Origin of the sequence: Aquiflexum sp., assembly GCF_041749095.1 — a bacterium.
Classification (GTDB): Bacteria; Bacteroidota; Bacteroidia; order Cytophagales; family Cyclobacteriaceae; genus Aquiflexum.
In genome coordinates, this window is the sequence record NZ_JBGTCA010000429.1 from 1 (window position 1) to 18,068 (window position 18,068).

Annotated in this window: 14 protein-coding genes and 1 riboswitch; of the genes, 7 read left to right on the forward strand and 7 right to left on the reverse strand. The window is 37.6% G+C overall.

The features are described 5' to 3' along the window. Positions 1 to 53 precede the first annotated feature (53 nt). The 4 genes from ACEW8O_RS19460 to ACEW8O_RS19475 all read right to left on the reverse strand — a co-directional run bounded on the left by ACEW8O_RS19460 (position 54) and on the right by ACEW8O_RS19475 (position 5,779). On the reverse strand, positions 54 to 902 hold the full coding sequence (locus ACEW8O_RS19460) for a hydroxymethylglutaryl-CoA lyase (RefSeq protein ID WP_373496294.1): 849 nt from the start codon (positions 900 to 902) through the stop codon (positions 54 to 56). A gap of 175 nt (positions 903 to 1,077) precedes the next feature. After that, positions 1,078 to 2,031 carry a methylenetetrahydrofolate reductase gene (locus tag ACEW8O_RS19465; protein WP_373496295.1) on the reverse strand — a complete coding sequence of 318 codons (954 nt, stop codon included), beginning with the start codon at positions 2,029 to 2,031 and terminating at the stop codon, positions 1,078 to 1,080. 3 nt (positions 2,032 to 2,034) lie between these two features. Beyond that, on the reverse strand, positions 2,035 to 4,743 hold the full coding sequence (gene metH, locus ACEW8O_RS19470) for a methionine synthase (RefSeq protein WP_373496296.1): 2,709 nt from the start codon (positions 4,741 to 4,743) through the stop codon (positions 2,035 to 2,037). Further along, positions 4,736 to 5,779, reverse strand: coding sequence for a homocysteine S-methyltransferase family protein (locus ACEW8O_RS19475; RefSeq protein WP_373496297.1), 1,044 nt, complete (start codon positions 5,777 to 5,779; stop codon positions 4,736 to 4,738). Before ACEW8O_RS19475 ends, metH begins: the two co-directional genes overlap by 8 nt. A gap of 64 nt (positions 5,780 to 5,843) precedes the next feature. Then, positions 5,844 to 5,945: riboswitch (SAM riboswitch) on the reverse strand. Between the two features lie 189 nt (positions 5,946 to 6,134). Here ACEW8O_RS19475 and ACEW8O_RS19480 point away from each other — a divergent pair. Continuing rightward, entirely contained in the window at positions 6,135 to 6,692 is a 558-nt protein-coding gene (locus tag ACEW8O_RS19480; RefSeq protein ID WP_373496298.1) for a RidA family protein, read from the forward strand. On the opposite strand, the gene ACEW8O_RS19485 is transcribed toward ACEW8O_RS19480, so the two are convergent. Both ACEW8O_RS19485 and ACEW8O_RS19490 read right to left on the reverse strand, forming a co-directional pair. Beyond that, positions 6,689 to 7,996 (reverse strand): hypothetical protein, encoded by a 1,308-nt coding sequence (locus ACEW8O_RS19485; RefSeq protein WP_373496299.1) that lies wholly within the window; start codon positions 7,994 to 7,996, stop codon positions 6,689 to 6,691. The genes ACEW8O_RS19480 and ACEW8O_RS19485 overlap by 4 nt on opposite strands. Positions 7,997 to 8,059: 63 nt before the next feature. Beyond that, a complete protein-coding gene (locus ACEW8O_RS19490) occupies positions 8,060 to 12,388 on the reverse strand; it encodes a PAS domain S-box protein (RefSeq protein WP_373496300.1) in 4,329 nt (1,442 codons plus the stop codon). A gap of 122 nt (positions 12,389 to 12,510) precedes the next feature. Between ACEW8O_RS19490 and ACEW8O_RS19495 the strand changes: the two genes are divergently transcribed. Together ACEW8O_RS19495 and ACEW8O_RS19500 are read left to right on the forward strand one after the other, a co-directional pair. Beyond that, positions 12,511 to 12,744 (forward strand): hypothetical protein, encoded by a 234-nt coding sequence (locus ACEW8O_RS19495; RefSeq protein WP_373496301.1) that lies wholly within the window; start codon positions 12,511 to 12,513, stop codon positions 12,742 to 12,744. Between the two features lie 134 nt (positions 12,745 to 12,878). Continuing rightward, a complete protein-coding gene (locus ACEW8O_RS19500; RefSeq protein WP_373496302.1) occupies positions 12,879 to 13,949 on the forward strand; it encodes an alpha/beta hydrolase family protein in 1,071 nt (356 codons plus the stop codon). Positions 13,950 to 14,456: 507 nt separating this feature from the next. Here ACEW8O_RS19500 and ACEW8O_RS19505 read toward each other — a convergent pair. Further along, positions 14,457 to 14,651 carry a hypothetical protein gene (locus ACEW8O_RS19505; protein ID WP_373496303.1) on the reverse strand — a complete coding sequence of 65 codons (195 nt, stop codon included), beginning with the start codon at positions 14,649 to 14,651 and terminating at the stop codon, positions 14,457 to 14,459. Positions 14,652 to 15,078: 427 nt separating this feature from the next. On the opposite strand from ACEW8O_RS19505, the gene fmt reads away from it, so the two are divergent. From fmt to ACEW8O_RS19525, 4 genes are all read left to right on the forward strand, one after another. Then, on the forward strand, positions 15,079 to 16,002 hold the full coding sequence (gene fmt / locus ACEW8O_RS19510) for a methionyl-tRNA formyltransferase (RefSeq protein ID WP_373496304.1): 924 nt from the start codon (positions 15,079 to 15,081) through the stop codon (positions 16,000 to 16,002). Between the two features lie 126 nt (positions 16,003 to 16,128). Further along, positions 16,129 to 16,554, forward strand: a complete 426-nt coding sequence (locus tag ACEW8O_RS19515) for an antitoxin Xre/MbcA/ParS toxin-binding domain-containing protein (RefSeq protein WP_373496305.1) — start codon at positions 16,129 to 16,131, stop codon at positions 16,552 to 16,554. Continuing rightward, positions 16,551 to 17,015, forward strand: coding sequence for an RES family NAD+ phosphorylase (locus ACEW8O_RS19520; RefSeq protein ID WP_373496306.1), 465 nt, complete (start codon positions 16,551 to 16,553; stop codon positions 17,013 to 17,015). Before ACEW8O_RS19515 ends, ACEW8O_RS19520 begins: the two co-directional genes overlap by 4 nt. A 73-nt stretch (positions 17,016 to 17,088) precedes the next feature. Further along, a complete protein-coding gene (locus ACEW8O_RS19525; protein WP_373496307.1) occupies positions 17,089 to 18,009 on the forward strand; it encodes a DUF4412 domain-containing protein in 921 nt (306 codons plus the stop codon). The last annotated feature ends 59 nt before the right edge of the window (positions 18,010 to 18,068 follow it).

Genomic DNA, 18,068 nt, shown 5'->3' on the forward strand with positions numbered 1-18,068 from the left:
AATTGGAAGTGTAAAAAAAAACAAAACTATCAGTGGTGATAATCATGGGTTAATCAGTTAAAAACCACATTGGCAAGTTTCATGGACTCTGCAAATTCAATTTTATTCAGGTTAATGTCAAATCCATGGTCTTCCAAAATCGAAATCAGAGATTCGGTTGCTACATTTCCGACCAATTTATCCTCTGCAAATGGACATCCACCGTAACCCTTGATGGCTCCATCAAATCTTTTACAACCCACTTGTACTGCTGCGGCAATCTTTGGTTCCAATAATTGGGGAAGTGTATGTAAGTGCAGGCCAAATTCAATTTTAGGGTATTGCTTGGCATTGAAAGTGAATAATTCGGATATCAAATCAGGTGTGGCAGATCCGATGGTATCAGCAAATGAAATGATTTTAATACCCATTTCATCTAAATGTTTGACAAACATGGCAACCAACTCAGCCGAAAAAGGATCTCCAAAAGGATTGCCAAAACCCATACTCAGGTAGGTAACCAAGACTTTACCCTTGATTTCACATAGATTTTGGATTTCTTCTACTGTGTCCAAAGCTTCACTGATGGATTTATTGGTATTTCTTTGTTGAAAAGTCTCAGATATAGAAAGCGGAAAACCCAAATAATCAATCTCCTCAAAATGCAAGGCATCCTCCGCACCTCTCCTATTTGCGACAATGGCCAGAAGTTTGGATTTGGCATCAAACAAATCAAGCAGTGACAATACCTCTTCCGTATCGCGCATTTGAGGGATTGCCTTTGGGCTTACAAAAGAACCAAAGTCGATGGTATCAAACCCAACCTGCAAAAGTTGGTTGATGTAAGCAGCTTTGATTGCCGTATCTATAAATTCACCCCTCCCTTGCATGGCATCCCTAGGGCATTCGATCAGTTTAATCATGGGCTGAAATTAGGGATATGTATGAGAAGGAACAAATAGAAAGGAAAAGTCTGGAATCAAAAGGATTCATAGAGGACTGTCCACCAATTTTCAAATCTTGCAATCTTGCAATCTTTAAATATCGAATTCTGAACACCGAATGATGAATAATGAACATGTAATGTCAGCCCCCGACCTAAAACACCTCCTTAGCAATCCTATAAGTTGCATCCGCCTTGCTCATAGTATAATAGTGTAAAACCTTGGTACCATTGGCAATCAACTCTTTACTTTGTTGAATAGCCCAATCTATTCCAACCTGTTTGACATCTGCATTGGTCTTGCATTTTTCAAGTTCGTCCATTAATGGGTCTGGAAGATCTAAAAAGAATGTTCTTGGAAGCATGGAAATTTGTCCCAATGTCGTGATAGGTTTTAGTCCAGGAATAATCGGCACAGTAATTCCCAAGTCCCTGACTTTTTTCTCAAAATCAAAGAATTTTTGATTGTCAAAAAACATCTGTGTCACGATATACTCTGCACCAGCTTCTATTTTTTCTTTAAGATGTTTTAAGTCAAACTTCAAACTCGGTGCTTCGAAATGCTTCTCAGGATACCCTCCTACTCCGACGCAAAAGTCAGTATGAAACCCTGTTTCAGTTTCTTCATGGAGATATCTCCCATGGTTCATTCCATAGATTTGGGTAACAAGATCTTTTGTGTATTCATGTCCATTCGGCTCGGCTACAAATTTCCCCTCATTCTTTGGTGCATCTCCCCTGAGCGCAAGTACATTTTGAACACCTATAAAATTGAGGTCAATCAGCGCATTTTCAGTTTCCTCTTTGGTAAATCCCCCGCAAAGCATGTGAGGAACAGCCTCCACATGAAACCTGTTCATGATGGCCGCACAAATACCAACAGTTCCGGGTCTTTTTTTTGTACTGACTTTTTCGAGAAGCCCATTTGGATGCTTTTTATAGATAAATTCTTCTCTATGGTAAGTTACATCTACAAAAGGAGGCTTAAATTCTATCAAAGGCTCAATACCTAACAATAACTCCTTGAGGCTCTGACCTTTTAAAGGAGGTAAAATTTCAAATGAAAAAAGTGTTTTTTCAGCTTGATCGATATATTCTGTTATTTTCATATTTTATTTTTCCTGTATCTGTAATGAAGGGGAGTACCCTAAATTTGGTGACAACCATCTTTCTGCCTGCGCTTTGCTCACTCCTTTTCTTTTGGCGTAATCTTCTACCTGATCCTCCCCTATTTTTCCCAATCCAAAATATTTGCTTTCAGGATGTCCAAAATAAAATCCGCTCACCGAAGATGTGGGATACATAGCATAGCTATCTGTTAAAGTAATTCCTGTTTTCTTTTCCACCTGAAGCAGGTCAAAAAGTGTCCTCTTTTCGGAATGTTCCGGACATGCCGGATATCCGGGCGCAGGACGAATTCCCAAATACTCTTCCCTGATCAAAGAATCATTGTTAAGGCTTTCGTTTTTGGAATAACCCCAAAGATCTTTTCTTACAACCTCATGCAGGTACTCAGCGCCTGCCTCCGCCAATCTATCTGCCAATGCTTTCAGCATGATATCATTGTAATCATCATGGGTTTCTTGAAATTGGGCTAACTTGGCTTCAATCCCCCATCCTGCCGTGACTGCAAATCCACCCATATAATCAATCTTATCAGGATGAATATAGTCTGCAAGCGACCGGTTTGGCACTCCTTTACCCTTTTTGCCCTGTTGACGTAGAAAATGGAATTTAAAGGATGTTTCCTTTCCACCATCCAGGACTGTGACATCATCCTCAACTCGATTCACAGGGAATAAGCTGACAACAGCCCTTGCAGAGATCCATTTTTCTGCAATCATCTCATCCAACATACTATTTGCATCATCAAGGAGCTTTTTGGCTTCTTTGCCTACTACAGGGTCCTCCAAGATCTTGGGATACTTTCCGGAAAGCATCCATGTGCTAAAAAATGGTGTCCAATCAATGTAATTCCTGAGAATGGACAAATCCAACTCTTCCCAAATTTTTTCACCAAGTTTTCTGGGCACCAATGGTATATAATGCTCCCAATCAATGTAAACAGGATTAGCTTTGGCTTCTTCCAAGGTGGCCATTTGTTTGACCATTTGTTTTGCCTCATGTTCTATTCTAAGCTGTCTATAGGTCTCTTTAATTTTGATTTTGTAATCAGACTTTGTCTCTTCACTGATCGCTTCTCCTGCAATCGGCACTGACTTGGAAGCATCAGTAACATGCACCACGATTCCACTATAAACCGGGTCAACTTTTACCGCTGTATGGATTCTAGAGGTAGTCGCTCCTCCGATCATCAAGGGAATATCCAATCCTTGTCTTTCCATTTCTGAAGCCACGTAAACCATTTCATCCAAAGAAGGAGTAATCAAACCGCTTAAACCAATGATGTCCACTCGATTTTTGATAGCCTCTTCTATAATCTTTTGGGCATCCACCATAACACCCAAATCGATGATTTGGTAACTGTTACAAGCCAAGACAACACCTACAATATTTTTACCGATATCATGAACATCACCTTTGACAGTGGCCAAAAGGATTTTTTTGATGCTGCTCTGTTCCGAATTGTAATCTAGGTCTCCCACTTTAGGCATAAAAGGCTCCAAATAAGCTACTGCTTTTTTCATTACCCGGGCAGACTTTACCACTTGGGGAAGGAACATTTTACCTTCACCGAACAAATCACCGACCACATTCATCCCATCCATCAGTGGTCCTTCAATTACTTTTAGGGGACTTTTATAAGCAATTCTTGCTTCTTCTGTATCTTCAATCACATAGTCAATGATACCTTTGACCAAAGCATGTTCAATCCTTTTCTCGATAGGACCATTCCTCCATTCTTCACTTACAATTTCCTTCTTGCCGGAAGCTTTTACCGTTTCGGCAAATGTCAACAATGCCTCAGTAGCATCTTCATTTCTGTCAAAAAGGACATCTTCGACTCTTTGCAATAAGTCTTTTGGAATATCATCATATACCTCCAACATCGAAGGATTGACAATCCCCATATCCATACCATGACGGATGGCGTGGTAAAGAAATGCAGCGTGCATGGCCTCTCTCACAGGGTCATTGCCCCTAAAGGAAAAGCTTACATTGCTTACTCCCCCACTCACTTTGGCACCGGGAAGGTTCTGCTTGATCCATTGGGTGGCATGAAAAAAGTCCAAGGCATTTTTCCGGTGCTCATCCATGCCTGTAGCAACGGGGAAAATATTAGGATCGAATATTATATCATAAGGATTGAACCTTACTTCATTGACAAGGATGTCATAGCTCCTTTTACAAATGTTAATTCTCCGCTGATAGGTATCTGCCTGACCGGCTTCATCAAAAGCCATTACCACCACAGCTGCGCCAAATTTCTTGATGGTCTTTGCCTGATGGATAAATTCCTTTTCTCCATTTTTCAAGCTGATGGAATTGACTATTCCCTTACCCTGAACACATTTCAAACCTTCCAGAATTATCTCCCACCTTGAGCTATCTATCATGATGGGAATTCGGCTGATTTCCGGTTCAGAGGCTATTAGGTTCAGGAATTTTTTCATAGCGGCGACACCATCAAGCATGCCTTCATCCATACACACATCCAAAATCTGAGCTCCTCCCCTCACCTGATCCAATGCCACTTCCAAGGCCTCATCATAAAGTCCGTTCAGAATCAAACGTGCAAATTTCTTGGAGCCGGTGACATTGGTCCTTTCACCTATATTGACAAAGTTGATTTCAGGAGTGAAAACCAATGGTTCCAAACCTGAAAGTTTCATTACGTTATGTTTTTGGATTTTACTCATCTATTGTTGATACAAATTCAAGTTTTCTTGGAGTATAGTTTTGAGCTGTTTGAGCAATTGCTTCAATATGTTCCGGCGTAGTGCCACAACATCCGCCCAAAATATTGATCAAACCATCTTTAAGAAATTCTTCCAATTGGGCTGCCATTTCAGACGCGTTTTGATCATATTGTCCAAATTCATTTGGAAGTCCCGCATTGGGATAGGCACTGACTAGAAAAGGAGCATTATCTGCCAATACTTTTAAATATGGTCTTAATTCTTTTGCGCCCAAAGCACAGTTTAATCCTACACTGAATAAAGGCAAATGCGATACAGAAATTAAAAAGGCTTCCGTAGTCTGCCCTGACAATGTTCTTCCTGAAGCGTCGGTTATGGTTCCTGATATCATAATGGGAATTCCACCTTCCGCTGGATTCAAAGGAATATTTCTTTCTTCATATACCTCCTGTATGGCAAATAAAGCTGCCTTTGCATTGAGGGTGTCAAAAATTGTCTCCACCAATAATATATCAGATCCGCCATCTAATAAACCCTTAACTTGTTCCTTATAAGCTTCCGCAAGTTGATCAAAAGTGATTGCTCTGTATCCGGGATCATTGACATCTGGAGAAATTGAGGCTGTTCTATTGGTAGGTCCAAGGGCCCCCGCTACAAATCTTGGCTGTTCAGGATCTTTGGCTGTAAATTGATCTGCCACTTCCCTGGCAATTTTGGCGGACTGGTAATTGATCTCATAGGCAAGGTATGAAAGCCCATAATCTTCCTGGGCAATAGCCGTACCGCTAAAAGTATTTGTCTCAATAATATCAGCACCAACTTCCAAATAAGCCGCATGTATGGCTTTGATGATGTCCGGCCTAGAAAGGGAAAGTAAATCATTGTTGCCTTTTAAGGGCTTGGGGTGCTGAGTCAACTCAGGAGTTCTAAAATCCTCCTCAGACAATTTATAACGCTGAATCATGGTTCCCATGGCACCGTCAAGGATAAGAATTTTTTTCTTAGATAGGAAAATCAATAGCTCGCTTCTATTCATATTGATGTTTGAATAATAAAAGCTTATGCGAGCAAGAACCGGATGGAAAAGAATATTTTACGTCCGCTCATCTTCTTCCGCCATTTGCGGAATGGGAATTAGCACCTTGCGTTTTCAGGTTGCTAAGACGTCATAGGGCCCTTCCCTCAGTCTTTCTCGATAAGCAATTTCAAAGGTAAACCCAATTCTTCAATTTTGTCAACTTTTTCTATTTTTCTTCAATAAACCTATTAAATTTCAATTGAACCCCATTTTTGATTGTCATTTCAACAAATCACATCAACATCTATTTGATTTACCAAATTGTACGCTTAATTTATCAATTCTTTAAAAAAAACTGAAAATTTCAACCTTTATGAAACATCTCATTTCACTTTCGTTCTTGCTGTTTTTGATATCCTGTTCACAGCCCTCAAACAATTCCGACAATGAAAGTCCTATAACAGATTCCTGGGATGCTGAAAAAAGACTTGTCGAACTTGGAATAGAACTACCCACAGCAAGTTCTCCTGTGGCCAATTATGTAAATGCAGTTAGGACCGGAAATTTGCTGTTTTTGTCAGGGAAAGGCCCAAATCTTCCAGAAGGTGGTTATGTTACCGGAAAAGTTGGTCAAGATCTTACGATTGAAGAAGGAAGGGCTGCAGCAAGATTGGTTGCTATTAGTCAATTGGCTGTTTTAAAAGCAGAACTGGGAGACCTCAATAAGGTCAAAAGGGTGGTGAAAGTTTTGGGTATGGTCAATTGTGGACCGGAATTCACGGAGCAGCCGCAAGTCATCAATGGTTTTTCTGATCTTATGGTAGAGGTTTTTGGAGAAAAAGGAAAACACGCCCGTTCAGCTGTCGGAATGAACGCCTTACCTTCCAATATAGCAGTTGAGATTGAACTGATCGTCGAGATTGCAGATTAAGGTCTGATTCCTACACTGAACTGAAGATAGGGATTAGCCATATATTGAGACATGGAAAAATCTTCCAGCCTATAATTTGAAAGCGGAAGTTCATAACCTCCATGCACACCCAAAATAATCTTGGAAGAGCTTGTAGAGGAAATAGGTATTCCATAAGAAAGATAGATTTCAGGCTTTGCCATTAGTCCGGCATTTCTCAGAAAACCATCATGAAGAGGTTCCTCAAATAACCTGGGAAAATCGGGCTTTCCATTTGACAATAGACTGTATCTAATATTTGCAAATCCTAAACCACCTAAGCCTCCGAATTCAAGGTTTCTCCTTTCAAAAAATTTCCTTCCCAAATTCCCATAAAGCCTTAAACTATTTAAAGTATGGCTTTTTGATTCATTGGCCTGTCCAGATAATCCCAGGTTATAAAAATCAAATCCGTACAAATATCCTTTAGATTCCCCTAATATTTTCAGCCCCCAATTATTAGGTCTGCCACTAAATGGCTGAAGTCCATTTTCTTCCAATTTCCTATTGAAGGCATCTGGTCTGGTAAAATGCATACCATAAAAAAAGTGTGCACCAAGGGAAGCATCTTTGTAAAAATAATTATGATCAGGAAGGGAAATCCCGAGACCAAGTCTCATAAAGGCACCGCTCTGAATATTACTGAAGCTGATATCTTTCATTTTCCAGGAATTTTCGAAAGGGCTGAAAGAATATCCAAATCGTGCCAAAAGCTCAAACGCCTCCTCTCTTCCGGGAATCGGAAGATCGTAGCTCATCTGAAAACCAATTTCCGTTAGAAATCCTGACATATTCAGTGTGCCTTTGTGCAGATTGCCTTCTCTGAGAATAAAACCTTGCTCGGGATTCTGCAAAAATCCGTTCAGGGAATTGACCTCATTCTCTCTTAACATCTGAAAATTCACAAAACCTGATCCAAATGACATGTAATGGATTAACTGAAAATTACCTTCTTCTGTAAATGCAAAACCAACATTTACATAAAATCTTGTTGTCTGATAATCTATAACATAATCGTTGAATTCTGATTTAAGTCCATTATTATGAAATAATTCAACCCCTAAAACAAAATCATTGAAGCGGGTCAAATATCCAAAACTCAAATTAGAATAGCTGTTTCTCATTGAGGTAAGACCTTTATCCTCAAGCATTTGATTGAATTCCCTCAAATTTGCACCTGTTTTACCAAAAGTCATGTACATGGTAGTTCTGTTAGTCTTCTCAGACTGACCATGCAATGGAATAATACAGGATAAGGAAAATAGAATTAGAAGATAGGCCCTCATGAAATTTAGTTTTCCCCCAAATTTATTATTAAAAGCGAGATTGAATCTAAGTTTCATTAAAAATTATGGCTCCAGAATTTTCAGAATTTTGGCATAAAGATTATCGGGATTGAATGGCTTGGGTATATAATCATCCATTCCTACTTTTTCCAGTTGTTCTTTGACTTCAATCAATGATGATGCCGTAAGGGCGATGATGGGAATTTTTTTCTTTTTTGGATCAGGAAAAGACCTTACAAATTCAGCTACCTGAAAACCATCCTTATCCGGCATTTGCAAATCAAGTAAAATCAGATTAAAATCCTGTTTTTCAAAAGCACTGATGGCTTCATTTCCATCATTAGCAATCACTACTTTTCCTACTCCCCATTTATTGAGGAATTTTTTGATCATGATCTGATTGACCAGATTATCTTCCGCAACCAAAATACTGGTATTCTGAAGGGTTTTATATCCATCTGCATGGCTCTTTGGCGATAAGATATCACTGGACTTTGGTTTTTCAAAATTGATGGTGAAAGTAAACCTTGTTCCACCTTCAGGCCTGTTGTATGCTTGGATTTTTGAACCAAAAAGCTCGACTAGTCTTTTGACTATAGCCAATCCAAGTCCTGTACCTCCATATTTTCTTGTAGTAGCGGCACTTGCTTGAGTGAAAGCCTCAAAAACCAGATTGAGTTTTTCCTGAGGAATCCCTATGCCTGTATCTTCAAAATCAAATCTGATGGATATATAATCGTCATCTTCATTTTCATTGGTCAATCTGATTTTAACACTTCCCTGTTCTGTAAATTTGACCGCATTGGAAACAAGGTTATTGACAATCTGACCCAATCTTACAGGATCTCCGATCAGGTTTTTTGGCAAACTCGGATCGGACTCAAATAAAATTTCCAATGATTTTTCTCTTGCCTGATAAGAATAGGAATGCAGGATTCTGTTGAACACATTATTCAACTCAAAACTCACCTTTTCCAATTCAACCTTTCCAGAATCAATCTTACTATAATCAAGAATATCATTGATCAATCCCAGAAGATTTTCAGCTGAAAATTGAAGCGTCCTTAAATTTTCCAATTGATCATGTCTAGGATTATCTTCTATCAGGAGATGGGCCATTCCAATCACTGCATTCATTGGAGTCCTGATCTCATGACTCATGATGGATAAAAACTGGGATTTGATATTAGAAGCTTGCTCGGCTTTTTCTTTTGCCAGAAAAAGCTCTTTTTGCGCCTCCTTCAATTTCGTGATATCCCTTGCAATACCCGTATAGTAGATGAGATTCCCTTCTTCGTCAGATACTAGTTTGCCGTTGGAACTAAATATCTTGTAGGATCCATCAAGGCTTCTGAGTTTGAATTCATGGTATTGTGTTTTTTGGAAGAAATCGGGTTCACTAAGACTCTTTTCAGCGAAAGCGGCCAAATCATCCTCATGGAGAAATTCAGTCAGCTTCTTACCTATTACCTTATCCGAGGGGTACCCCAAAAACTGTTTTACATTGGGAGATATATAAGTCATAGCCATGTCTGGAGCTAAAGAAAAGATGATTTCAGTGGATTCTTCGACCAATCTCCTGTATTTCTCCTCGTTCTTTTTCAAGTCTTCCTTGGCCTGATGTTCATCATTGATATCTCTCAATATCCCAAGCGCATATTCTACTTCACCTCCGTAAATAATTGGTCTGACGGTAATTTCATATACCCGCTTCCTGAAAACGATGTGTTTTTGAACAATCTCATTTTTCAGTAAGGCCCTAGTGACAATCGGCTGAATTTCATTCAAATTTTTGGTATGAACTTCCGTAAGCGTTTTTCCTTCAAAATCCTCAGATGTCATTCCCCAATCTGCAAAGTTTGTCCCCTGTGCAACGATGTATCTTAGATCCCTATCAATTAAAAAAATACTTGTTCCAGGAATATTTGATGCCAAGACCCTATATCTTTCTTGACTTTTAAGTATCTCTTCCCTATCCTTTTTCCTTTCAGTAATATCCTGGATTATCCCTTCATGTGTCAATATTTTACCTTCTGAATCATATACCTCTCTGGTTCTATCTTCCACCCATCTAACTGACCCATCTAATTTTTGAATTCGGTATTCCCCGGAAAACGCCGGAATCCCATCTTCTGACTTTTTGGAGCTATGAAAGTTTAATAATCTTTTTACATCATCTGGATGAACCAGTTCCAGAATACTCGTTTTTGATTCTATCAGTTTGGTGGCGTTAAATCCAAACTGCCTGATGTTATCAGAAATATAAAGTATCCTAAAATTTTCATTTGGATCAACAGTAAAAAGAACAGCCGGACTATTTTCCACTATCATTTGGGCCTTTCTGGCCATTGCCTCCTGTCTGACCTGAAGGGTAAGATTTCTAATGACAAAAGAATATCCGATTTTATCCTGATCATCATTGAGGAAATATTGAACAGAAACCTCATGAAGTTCCACCTCTCCTGACCGTGACCTGAGTTCCATCTGTTCTCTAAAACTCTCTTCGGGGCCGAGTGATTTTAGGGATTCCTCAATTCGATTTCCACCTGGAATAAGAAATTCAAATAAGTCTGTGATTTTGCCCTCGAATTTATCATTTTCGTTTATTTCACATTCTTTAAGCCCTGCTTTATTAATATAAATAATGTTAAACGCATCGTCTGTTACATAAATCGGGTCGTTGACCTGTGCCAAAATTTGGGACTGAAGTTTAAGGTAGTTTTCAGCATCTCTTTTATGTGTGATATCTGTGCAATATCCAAAGACTTCAACTTCATCGCTTTCTGTAGATTTCCTGACCTGAATACTGTAGTTGATATACTTTTCTTTATTCTCATTGGCAATGATAGAAAATGTACCTGTAGAAGAGCTTAGTCCTTCGATGGCCTCTTGAAAGTTTTGCAAAAAATCAATCCTATCTTTTTTGGAAATCTTGGTGATAAACTGAGTAAAGGTAGCAGATTCAACTTCATCCTGTATTTCAAAAATCCGCTTTAAACCATTGGAAAAAAAGATTCTTTTTTTGGAATTACTGTATCTCCATGAACCTGATTTGGCTAAAATCTCTGTAGAGGCCAGTAACTTCTTATTTCTATCTAAACTTCTCTTTATTGCCCTATTAATAAAACTACCCGCATAAATATCACCTAGTTGCCTAAGAACATATTCATCTTTTTCATGCCATGCTCTTTTTTCCCTGACTGCATCCAGTCCAAAAAAACCTATCAATCTGTTTTCTGAAAAAATAGGAATCAGCACAAAAGATTTTATCCCCTGTTGTTGATAGACTTCTCTTTCTTTGGCAAACTTCTCAGGCATAAGGTCCACATCAGGCACAACTAATATATCCCCTCTGGTCAAACTCTCGATGGTAAGGTCATCTTCCTTAAATGGAATGTTTTTTAAATGCAATATTTGGGATTCAATACCCTCTCCGGACCATTCATAAACATTCTCAATTTCATGAAGACCCTGATGCACAAGAAAAATATATGCTCGATCCGCTTTTTCAAACTCACCCAGCATTTTAAGAGATATCCTGAAAATATTATCAATTTCGTCAAAATCTGCGTTAACAAATTTTGCGGAAATTCTGTTGATCAGGTTTTCAAGTTCATATCTTTTTTGGAGAGATTTCTTAGCCCGGTAATATTCGGTATTGTCATGGGCACTGAATAGGATGCCTTCTACCAAAGGATCGTTCAAAAGATTTTTACAATGACTTTCAATCAGTATTCTTTCTTGATTAGGAAGATTGATCCAAAATCCTATTTTTATTTTTCTTTTTGATTTAAATACCTTTTCAAGATCTCCATTCTCAATTGTAATTATACCTTTTTTGATGAAATGATGGTAGGTTTTCCCAATTACCTCGCTGGGTCTGACCCCTAGCTTTTCGATAATAGCTGAACTTATAAATTTAAAATCTCCGTCTTTCCCAACAATTGCCAACATATCATGACTATGCTGAAGAATGCTGTCCACCAAATGTAAATCACGCAATCTTTTTATAGGCAGGTCCCTACTGATATTCTCTTTGAAAAGCGTTTCCAGAAATGGGACGAACCTAGTGATTTTTCCAATACAGATTAATTTCTCCTTCTCATTGGGAAAGGCAATAAAGTTCCACTGATATTTTAATTTCCCTCCATTGACATGTTCCAGCTCAGAAAAAATTTCAGATTTGGGTAAAGACCCGTTTTTGAAATATGATTCTAACAATTTATGGGATTGTGTCTCCCTGATTACTTCTTTCCAATGTGTCGGTATCTTGATAAAATTGACCCCGAGGTACTGATTAATAAAGTCTATACCCTCCTTGGTAAGAACCAAAACAGGGTCTTTTAATTGATCAAAAAAAGAAACCAAATTAAAATTCTCTTCGCTACTCATAACCGGTAGTTAAAAACTATGATGCAATTTATTCCTGCATCTTCTATCTTGGGCGATAATTTTAGACAATATACCATTAATCAAACCAAATTATAATCAAATTAATAACAAAATCAATCAACATGATTAAATTTAAATTTTATCTGGTTTTTCTTTTATTGGCCACCCACACAGTCATCGGCCAATCTGATGGAGAAAAAATTAAACCTATTTCTTGGAAGGATATTCCACAGTGGCGATCGATCAATACAAGTAGTACAAAACTATCAGCAGATGGGAATTGGCTCGTATTCGCCATGTTACCTGTGGAAGGTGATGGTGAAATTTTTATCCAAAAAGCGGCAGAACCAGAATAAAAAAAAAATCATTCTTTATCGGATCAACTACTTCCCCAAGCATTTCATTTTCTGAAGACAGCAGATGGCTTGCCTTCAAAGAATATCCCAAAGATGCTGCAAAAAAAGCAAGTTCAAAAAATGGAGGTAAAGATTTGAAGGACAAACTCATCTTTCTTGACCTTAACAATGATTTTAAAAAAACTGAAATTGAAAATGCATCCAGTTTTGCTTTCAATGGTAAGACCTCAACACATCTTGCTGTTAATTTAGGTAAAGAGGGTTCTAATGGGGATGCAAAAGGGATTAACTTAAGCAAACCTGTTTTTATTCGAAAGTATGGGGAGAAATCCAAGAAAAGTGGGATTGTCAAAATTAATCCGGCAAAATCCGGTTTAGCTGCAGGACCGGAACCTTTAATTTGGGAAGATGTCAATATCAATAGACTTATGAAGGCAAAAAATGCCGAGGTATATTTGTTCAGCAAAGAGAAATTCAATGAGCCTACAGATTTTTTCCTCACCGATGGCGCACTTAATAATCCAGTAAAAATTACTGAAAATGCACCTGATGCTTCCAAATACATTTGGTCGTCTGGAGTCAGATTGGTTGATTATATATCAGATAAAGGGGATTCATTACAGGCAGCATTATTCCTTCCTTCTAATTATTTGGAGGGAAAAGAATATCCTACCATTATTTATTATTATGAAAAGCTATCCCAAACTTTGCATAATTACTCAAATCCCGGATTTAGTGGTACAGGATGGAATCCTAATGTTTACACAAGCAATGGCTACGCAGTTTTGATTCCTGACATTGTGTATCAAATGGATGACCCTGGAATGTCCGCGGTGTGGTGTGTCATTCCTGCTGTAAAAGAAGCAATCAAAACAGGGATAATTGACCCTAAAAATATGGGGCTCCATGGACATTCATGGGGAGGTTATCAAACTTCCTTTCTGATTACCCAAACAGATATGTTCAAAGCCGCGGCCGCAGGTGCTCCATTGACCAATATGATCTCTATGTATGACCTGATTTATTGGAATTCAGGTGGTGGAAATATGTCCATATTTGAAGCCTCCCAAGGTAGGTTTAGTGGTGCTCCGTGGGAAAACTGGGATTCATACCAAAGAAACTCTCCGGTGTATCATGTCAAAAATGTAAAAACCCCTTTACTATTGCTCCACAATAACAAAGACGGTGCTGTAGATTTTACCTAAGGGATAGAATATTACAATGCTTTGAGAAGATTGAAAAAACCTGTCATTATGGTTCAATATAAAGGAGAAAACTATGGACTTTCCAAGCTCGAAAACAGAAAAGACTACAGTGTCCGGATGATGGAGTTTTTTGATCATCAGTAAAAGGTGAAAATGCTCCTGATTGGATAGTGTCAGGAGTAGAAAAATTAAAACTTGATGAACACCTTGAAAACAGGGTTTTTGATTCAAATTAAAATAATGATGATATAAAAAATCAACTATTCTTTAATTATATCAGTATAAAATTGAACAAATAAGCAATCAAAATTAAAAAATACCCTCTATTGGGTATTTTTTTAAGTAATCTAATTAAGTACATTTGAATACTTTGTAGAGTTTCTCTACATAAGTGTTTAAGTTCAAATAAGGGTTAGTCCCAACAATTAAAGGTCTCTGCTCCTTGCAGAGACTTTTTTTTATTAAAAAAGGCCTGCATTTCGGCAGGCCTCTTATTTTTCTTACTTTTTAATTTGAGGGAGTTTCCTCTACCTCTATTGAAGTCGAATCAACTTCGATTTCAATCACTTCTACTTCTTCTACTTCTGGAGCACTTTCCTCTACAGGAATTAATTCCGCTTCAGATTCTTCGGAAGTTTTGTTGCCGCAAGATGCCAATAGGGCTGTAGCAGCAAACATCATCGCAAGGATGGTATTTTTCATAAATGATGATTGTTTAAAGTCCTCACCGGACGGGTACTTATGTATAAAATCTATGCCAGTTTTTAATTTTAAATGGTATTCCTGAATATTTATTTTTCAAATTTTGTTACTTCAAAGTCCCTTTGATTCAATCGGTTAATAAATTTTAAATAACAGGATTGTATTAAATCCATCCACCTCCCAAAGCTTGGTATAATTTTAAATTGGTTTGTAATTTTTTAATCTTTAGTTCAAATAGTTCTATCTTGGCAAATAAAGCCCTACTTTGAGCATTTAAAACCTCAAGATAATTGGTATAACGTACAGTAAACATGATATTGAAGTTACCCTTTTTCTTTTCAAAGGATTGACTGATTTATTTTGTGATCTGACCATGTTCTTAATCAAAAGAGTTTGAAGAGAAGAAGACTGAGGCTAATTTTAACAAATGAATAAAGACCTAAGAATTGTATATATGGGAACTCCGGATTTTGCAGTTCCTTCTTTGGAGGTATTGGTGACAGAAGGCTGGAATGTGGTTGCTGTGATTACTGCACCTGACAGACCCAAAGGAAGAGGACAAAAACTTATCCCCTCGTCTGTCAAGGAAGCAGCTCTCAGGTATCAAATTCCGGTGCTACAACCCACCAATCTTAAATCGGAAGACTTTTGGGAAGAACTCAAAGGATACAGTGCGGATATTCAAGTGGTAGTAGCTTTCAGGATGTTGCCCGAAGTAGTCTGGAATATGCCGCCTCTTGGAACTTTTAATCTCCACGCCTCTCTATTACCCAATTATAGAGGTGCAGCACCTATCAATTGGGCCATAATCAATGGCGAAATCGAAACTGGAGCTACTACCTTTTTTCTCAAGCACGAAATAGACACAGGAAGTATTATTTTTCAAGAAAGGGAACCCATTTATCCTGAGGACAATGTGGGCACTCTTTATGAACGGTTGATGCAAAAGGGTGCAAGATTGGTTTTGAAGACTATTGAAGCTGTGGCTTCAGGAAATATCACTTCAAAACCACAAGAAGAATTTCCAAATCTCAGGCATGCCCCTAAAATTTTCAAAGAAACTTGTGAAATCGACTGGAATAAGTCTGCTGAGGAAATACATAATCTTGTCAGAGGGCTTTCCCCTTATCCAACTGCCTGGACCATATTTCAGGGAAAAATTTGCAAAATCTATAAAACAGAAGTCTTAAATAAGGACCAATCAAACCTAGAGTCAGGAGAGTTCCTTTCTGATGGTAAGACAAATCTAATTTTTCAAACAGGTAAAGGCAATCTTAAAATCCTTGAATTACAATTAGAAGGCAAAAAGCGAATGGGGATAGAAGAATTTTTAAGAGGCAATAAAGTTTGAACTTTCCAAAGGGGAAATTGCTGATTAGGTAAAAAAAAAATGATTATGATATAAAATAAGTCATAAAAGAATTTTAAAATCATGACAATTGTCGTAAATTTATTGACAACTAATCAATCAGAGAAAATGGACAATCTATTGAGTGATTTTGAATCCCCTTACAATACCACAGCCCCAAGACTTACCCAGAAATTGATCATCAAAAGCAGGGATGGTATTTCTTTTGGAGAGTTTGAGTATTTTTTGGACAGGAGCCCGATTCATCTTGAAGAATGGGCATATTTACTCCATTTATCAGACCGGACGCTTCAACGATACAAAAAAGACAATAAGTCCTTCGAATCCATTCATTCAGAAAGAATTTTAGATTTATTTATGCTTTTTAAATTTGGCGAGGATGTGTTTGGTGATAAAAGCACTTTTAAATCATGGCTTCATGACCAAAGTATCCCTTTAGGTAATGCCACTCCATTTTCACTATTGGACACTTCATTTGGAATTGTGTTGGTTAAAGAAGAATTAGGCAGAATCCAACATGGCATTTTTGCATGATTGTTTTCAGGTTGTCTAGCAATAGATATGCTAATGACCTTAGCGGAAAAGGGGCAGAACTTTATGGGGGGAGATGGAATAGCATAGGGACTCCTATTATTTACACTGCCTCTTCAAGGGCCTTGGCCATGGCTGAAGTAGCTGTACACCTGCATATACAAAAAATCCCTAAGGATATGATGATGGTAGAGTTATACCTTCCAGCGGATTCAATTACTTCCTTACCTTTTCAAGAATTGAAAAATAATTGGGAAATGTTTCCCTACTCCATTCAAACCCAGCAATTTGGTGATGACTTTATCAAAGAAAATAGGTTTTTGGGACTTAAGGTGCCCTCTGCTGTTGTGAATGGGGATTTTAACTTTTTGATCAATCCAAGACATGTTGAAATACAAAAAATTAAAGTGGTCAATTTTTCACCTTTCAGATTTGATTCCAGAATTTTTTTAAAACAAGGATGAATCTATCTTCTTTACAACAGGAAGTTCATCAATATTTTTTTTAAATTGTAACTTTAAACAAACCCATAACAACATGAAAACCACCATCAAACTTTTATTATTGGTCATTTTCCTAATCACTTCCGTTGATTCCCACGCACAGTTTGCAAAACAACTTCAGAAAGCGGCAGAAAGAGGAGTCGCCAGGGCTGTCGAAAGAAAAGTAGAAATTGAAATAGAAAAACTTGCCATGAGACAACTTAATAAGGTGTTTAAGGACGTTTATGGCACGGAGGATACAGGAAAAATTCCAGGCATGGATATAAAAAAAATACTGGAATCCATCGAGAATGATGTTGAAGTTGACGAATCTTATAATTTTACCGGTTATTCTATACTTGAAATGACAGGGTTAGATGAAAAGGGTAAACCTATCGAACCTGTAATTTTAAAGGCATATTTATCAGAAGATTCAAATATCACAGGGATGGAATTTTCTGAACAAAATAAGAAAACCAATGATACATATGTCATGATTTTTGATTTTAACAGGAGTATTTCTATTACTCTGTTTGAAAATGACGGTCAAAAAATGAGGATGGCTTATGGATATGATTATGCTGCCATGAGTAAGTCAATAGACTTAGAAGAGGTAGAAGATGATCAAAATGTTTCTTTCCAAAAAACCGGAAATTCAAAAAATATTATGGGCTATGATTGTGAAGAATACCTGATTGAGACAGATGAAAACATCACGAATTATTGGGTGACAAAAACTCCTATCACAGGTCAGGCTTCCTTTTGGGGGCAAAACAATCCATTTCTCACCGCAAGAATGAAGGATGTAAATCCTGGACTATTTGATAATCTTCCTGTAGGCAATATGATGGAAGCTTACATGAAAAGTAAAAAAGACAAAAGCATTATGGAGATGAAAGTGACTGACCTTAAGGAAGATCAACCAAAAAGTTTTCAAATGGAAGAATATCCAGGCATGGTGAATTTCACAAAGTGATTTTACAAATAAAGATTTGAATTGAGTTTTAAAGCGAGCCGTTTGAATATAAATATAAA

Coding starts and splice junctions, on each gene's coding strand:
- ACEW8O_RS19460 (WP_373496294.1), bottom strand. CDS start 902: ATGATTAAACTGATCGAATGCCCTAGGGATGCCATGCAAGGGAGGGGT.
- ACEW8O_RS19465 (WP_373496295.1), bottom strand. CDS start 2,031: ATGAAAATAACAGAATATATCGATCAAGCTGAAAAAACACTTTTTTCA.
- metH (WP_373496296.1), bottom strand. CDS start 4,743: ATGAGTAAAATCCAAAAACATAACGTAATGAAACTTTCAGGTTTGGAA.
- ACEW8O_RS19475 (WP_373496297.1), bottom strand. CDS start 5,779: ATGAATAGAAGCGAGCTATTGATTTTCCTATCTAAGAAAAAAATTCTT.
- ACEW8O_RS19480 (WP_373496298.1), top strand. CDS start 6,135: ATGAAACATCTCATTTCACTTTCGTTCTTGCTGTTTTTGATATCCTGT.
- ACEW8O_RS19485 (WP_373496299.1), bottom strand. CDS start 7,996: ATGAGGGCCTATCTTCTAATTCTATTTTCCTTATCCTGTATTATTCCA.
- ACEW8O_RS19490 (WP_373496300.1), bottom strand. CDS start 12,388: ATGAGTAGCGAAGAGAATTTTAATTTGGTTTCTTTTTTTGATCAATTA.
- ACEW8O_RS19495 (WP_373496301.1), top strand. CDS start 12,511: ATGATTAAATTTAAATTTTATCTGGTTTTTCTTTTATTGGCCACCCAC.
- ACEW8O_RS19505 (WP_373496303.1), bottom strand. CDS start 14,651: ATGAAAAATACCATCCTTGCGATGATGTTTGCTGCTACAGCCCTATTG.
- fmt (WP_373496304.1), top strand. CDS start 15,079: ATGAATAAAGACCTAAGAATTGTATATATGGGAACTCCGGATTTTGCA.
- ACEW8O_RS19515 (WP_373496305.1), top strand. CDS start 16,129: ATGGACAATCTATTGAGTGATTTTGAATCCCCTTACAATACCACAGCC.
- ACEW8O_RS19520 (WP_373496306.1), top strand. CDS start 16,551: ATGATTGTTTTCAGGTTGTCTAGCAATAGATATGCTAATGACCTTAGC.
- ACEW8O_RS19525 (WP_373496307.1), top strand. CDS start 17,089: ATGAAAACCACCATCAAACTTTTATTATTGGTCATTTTCCTAATCACT.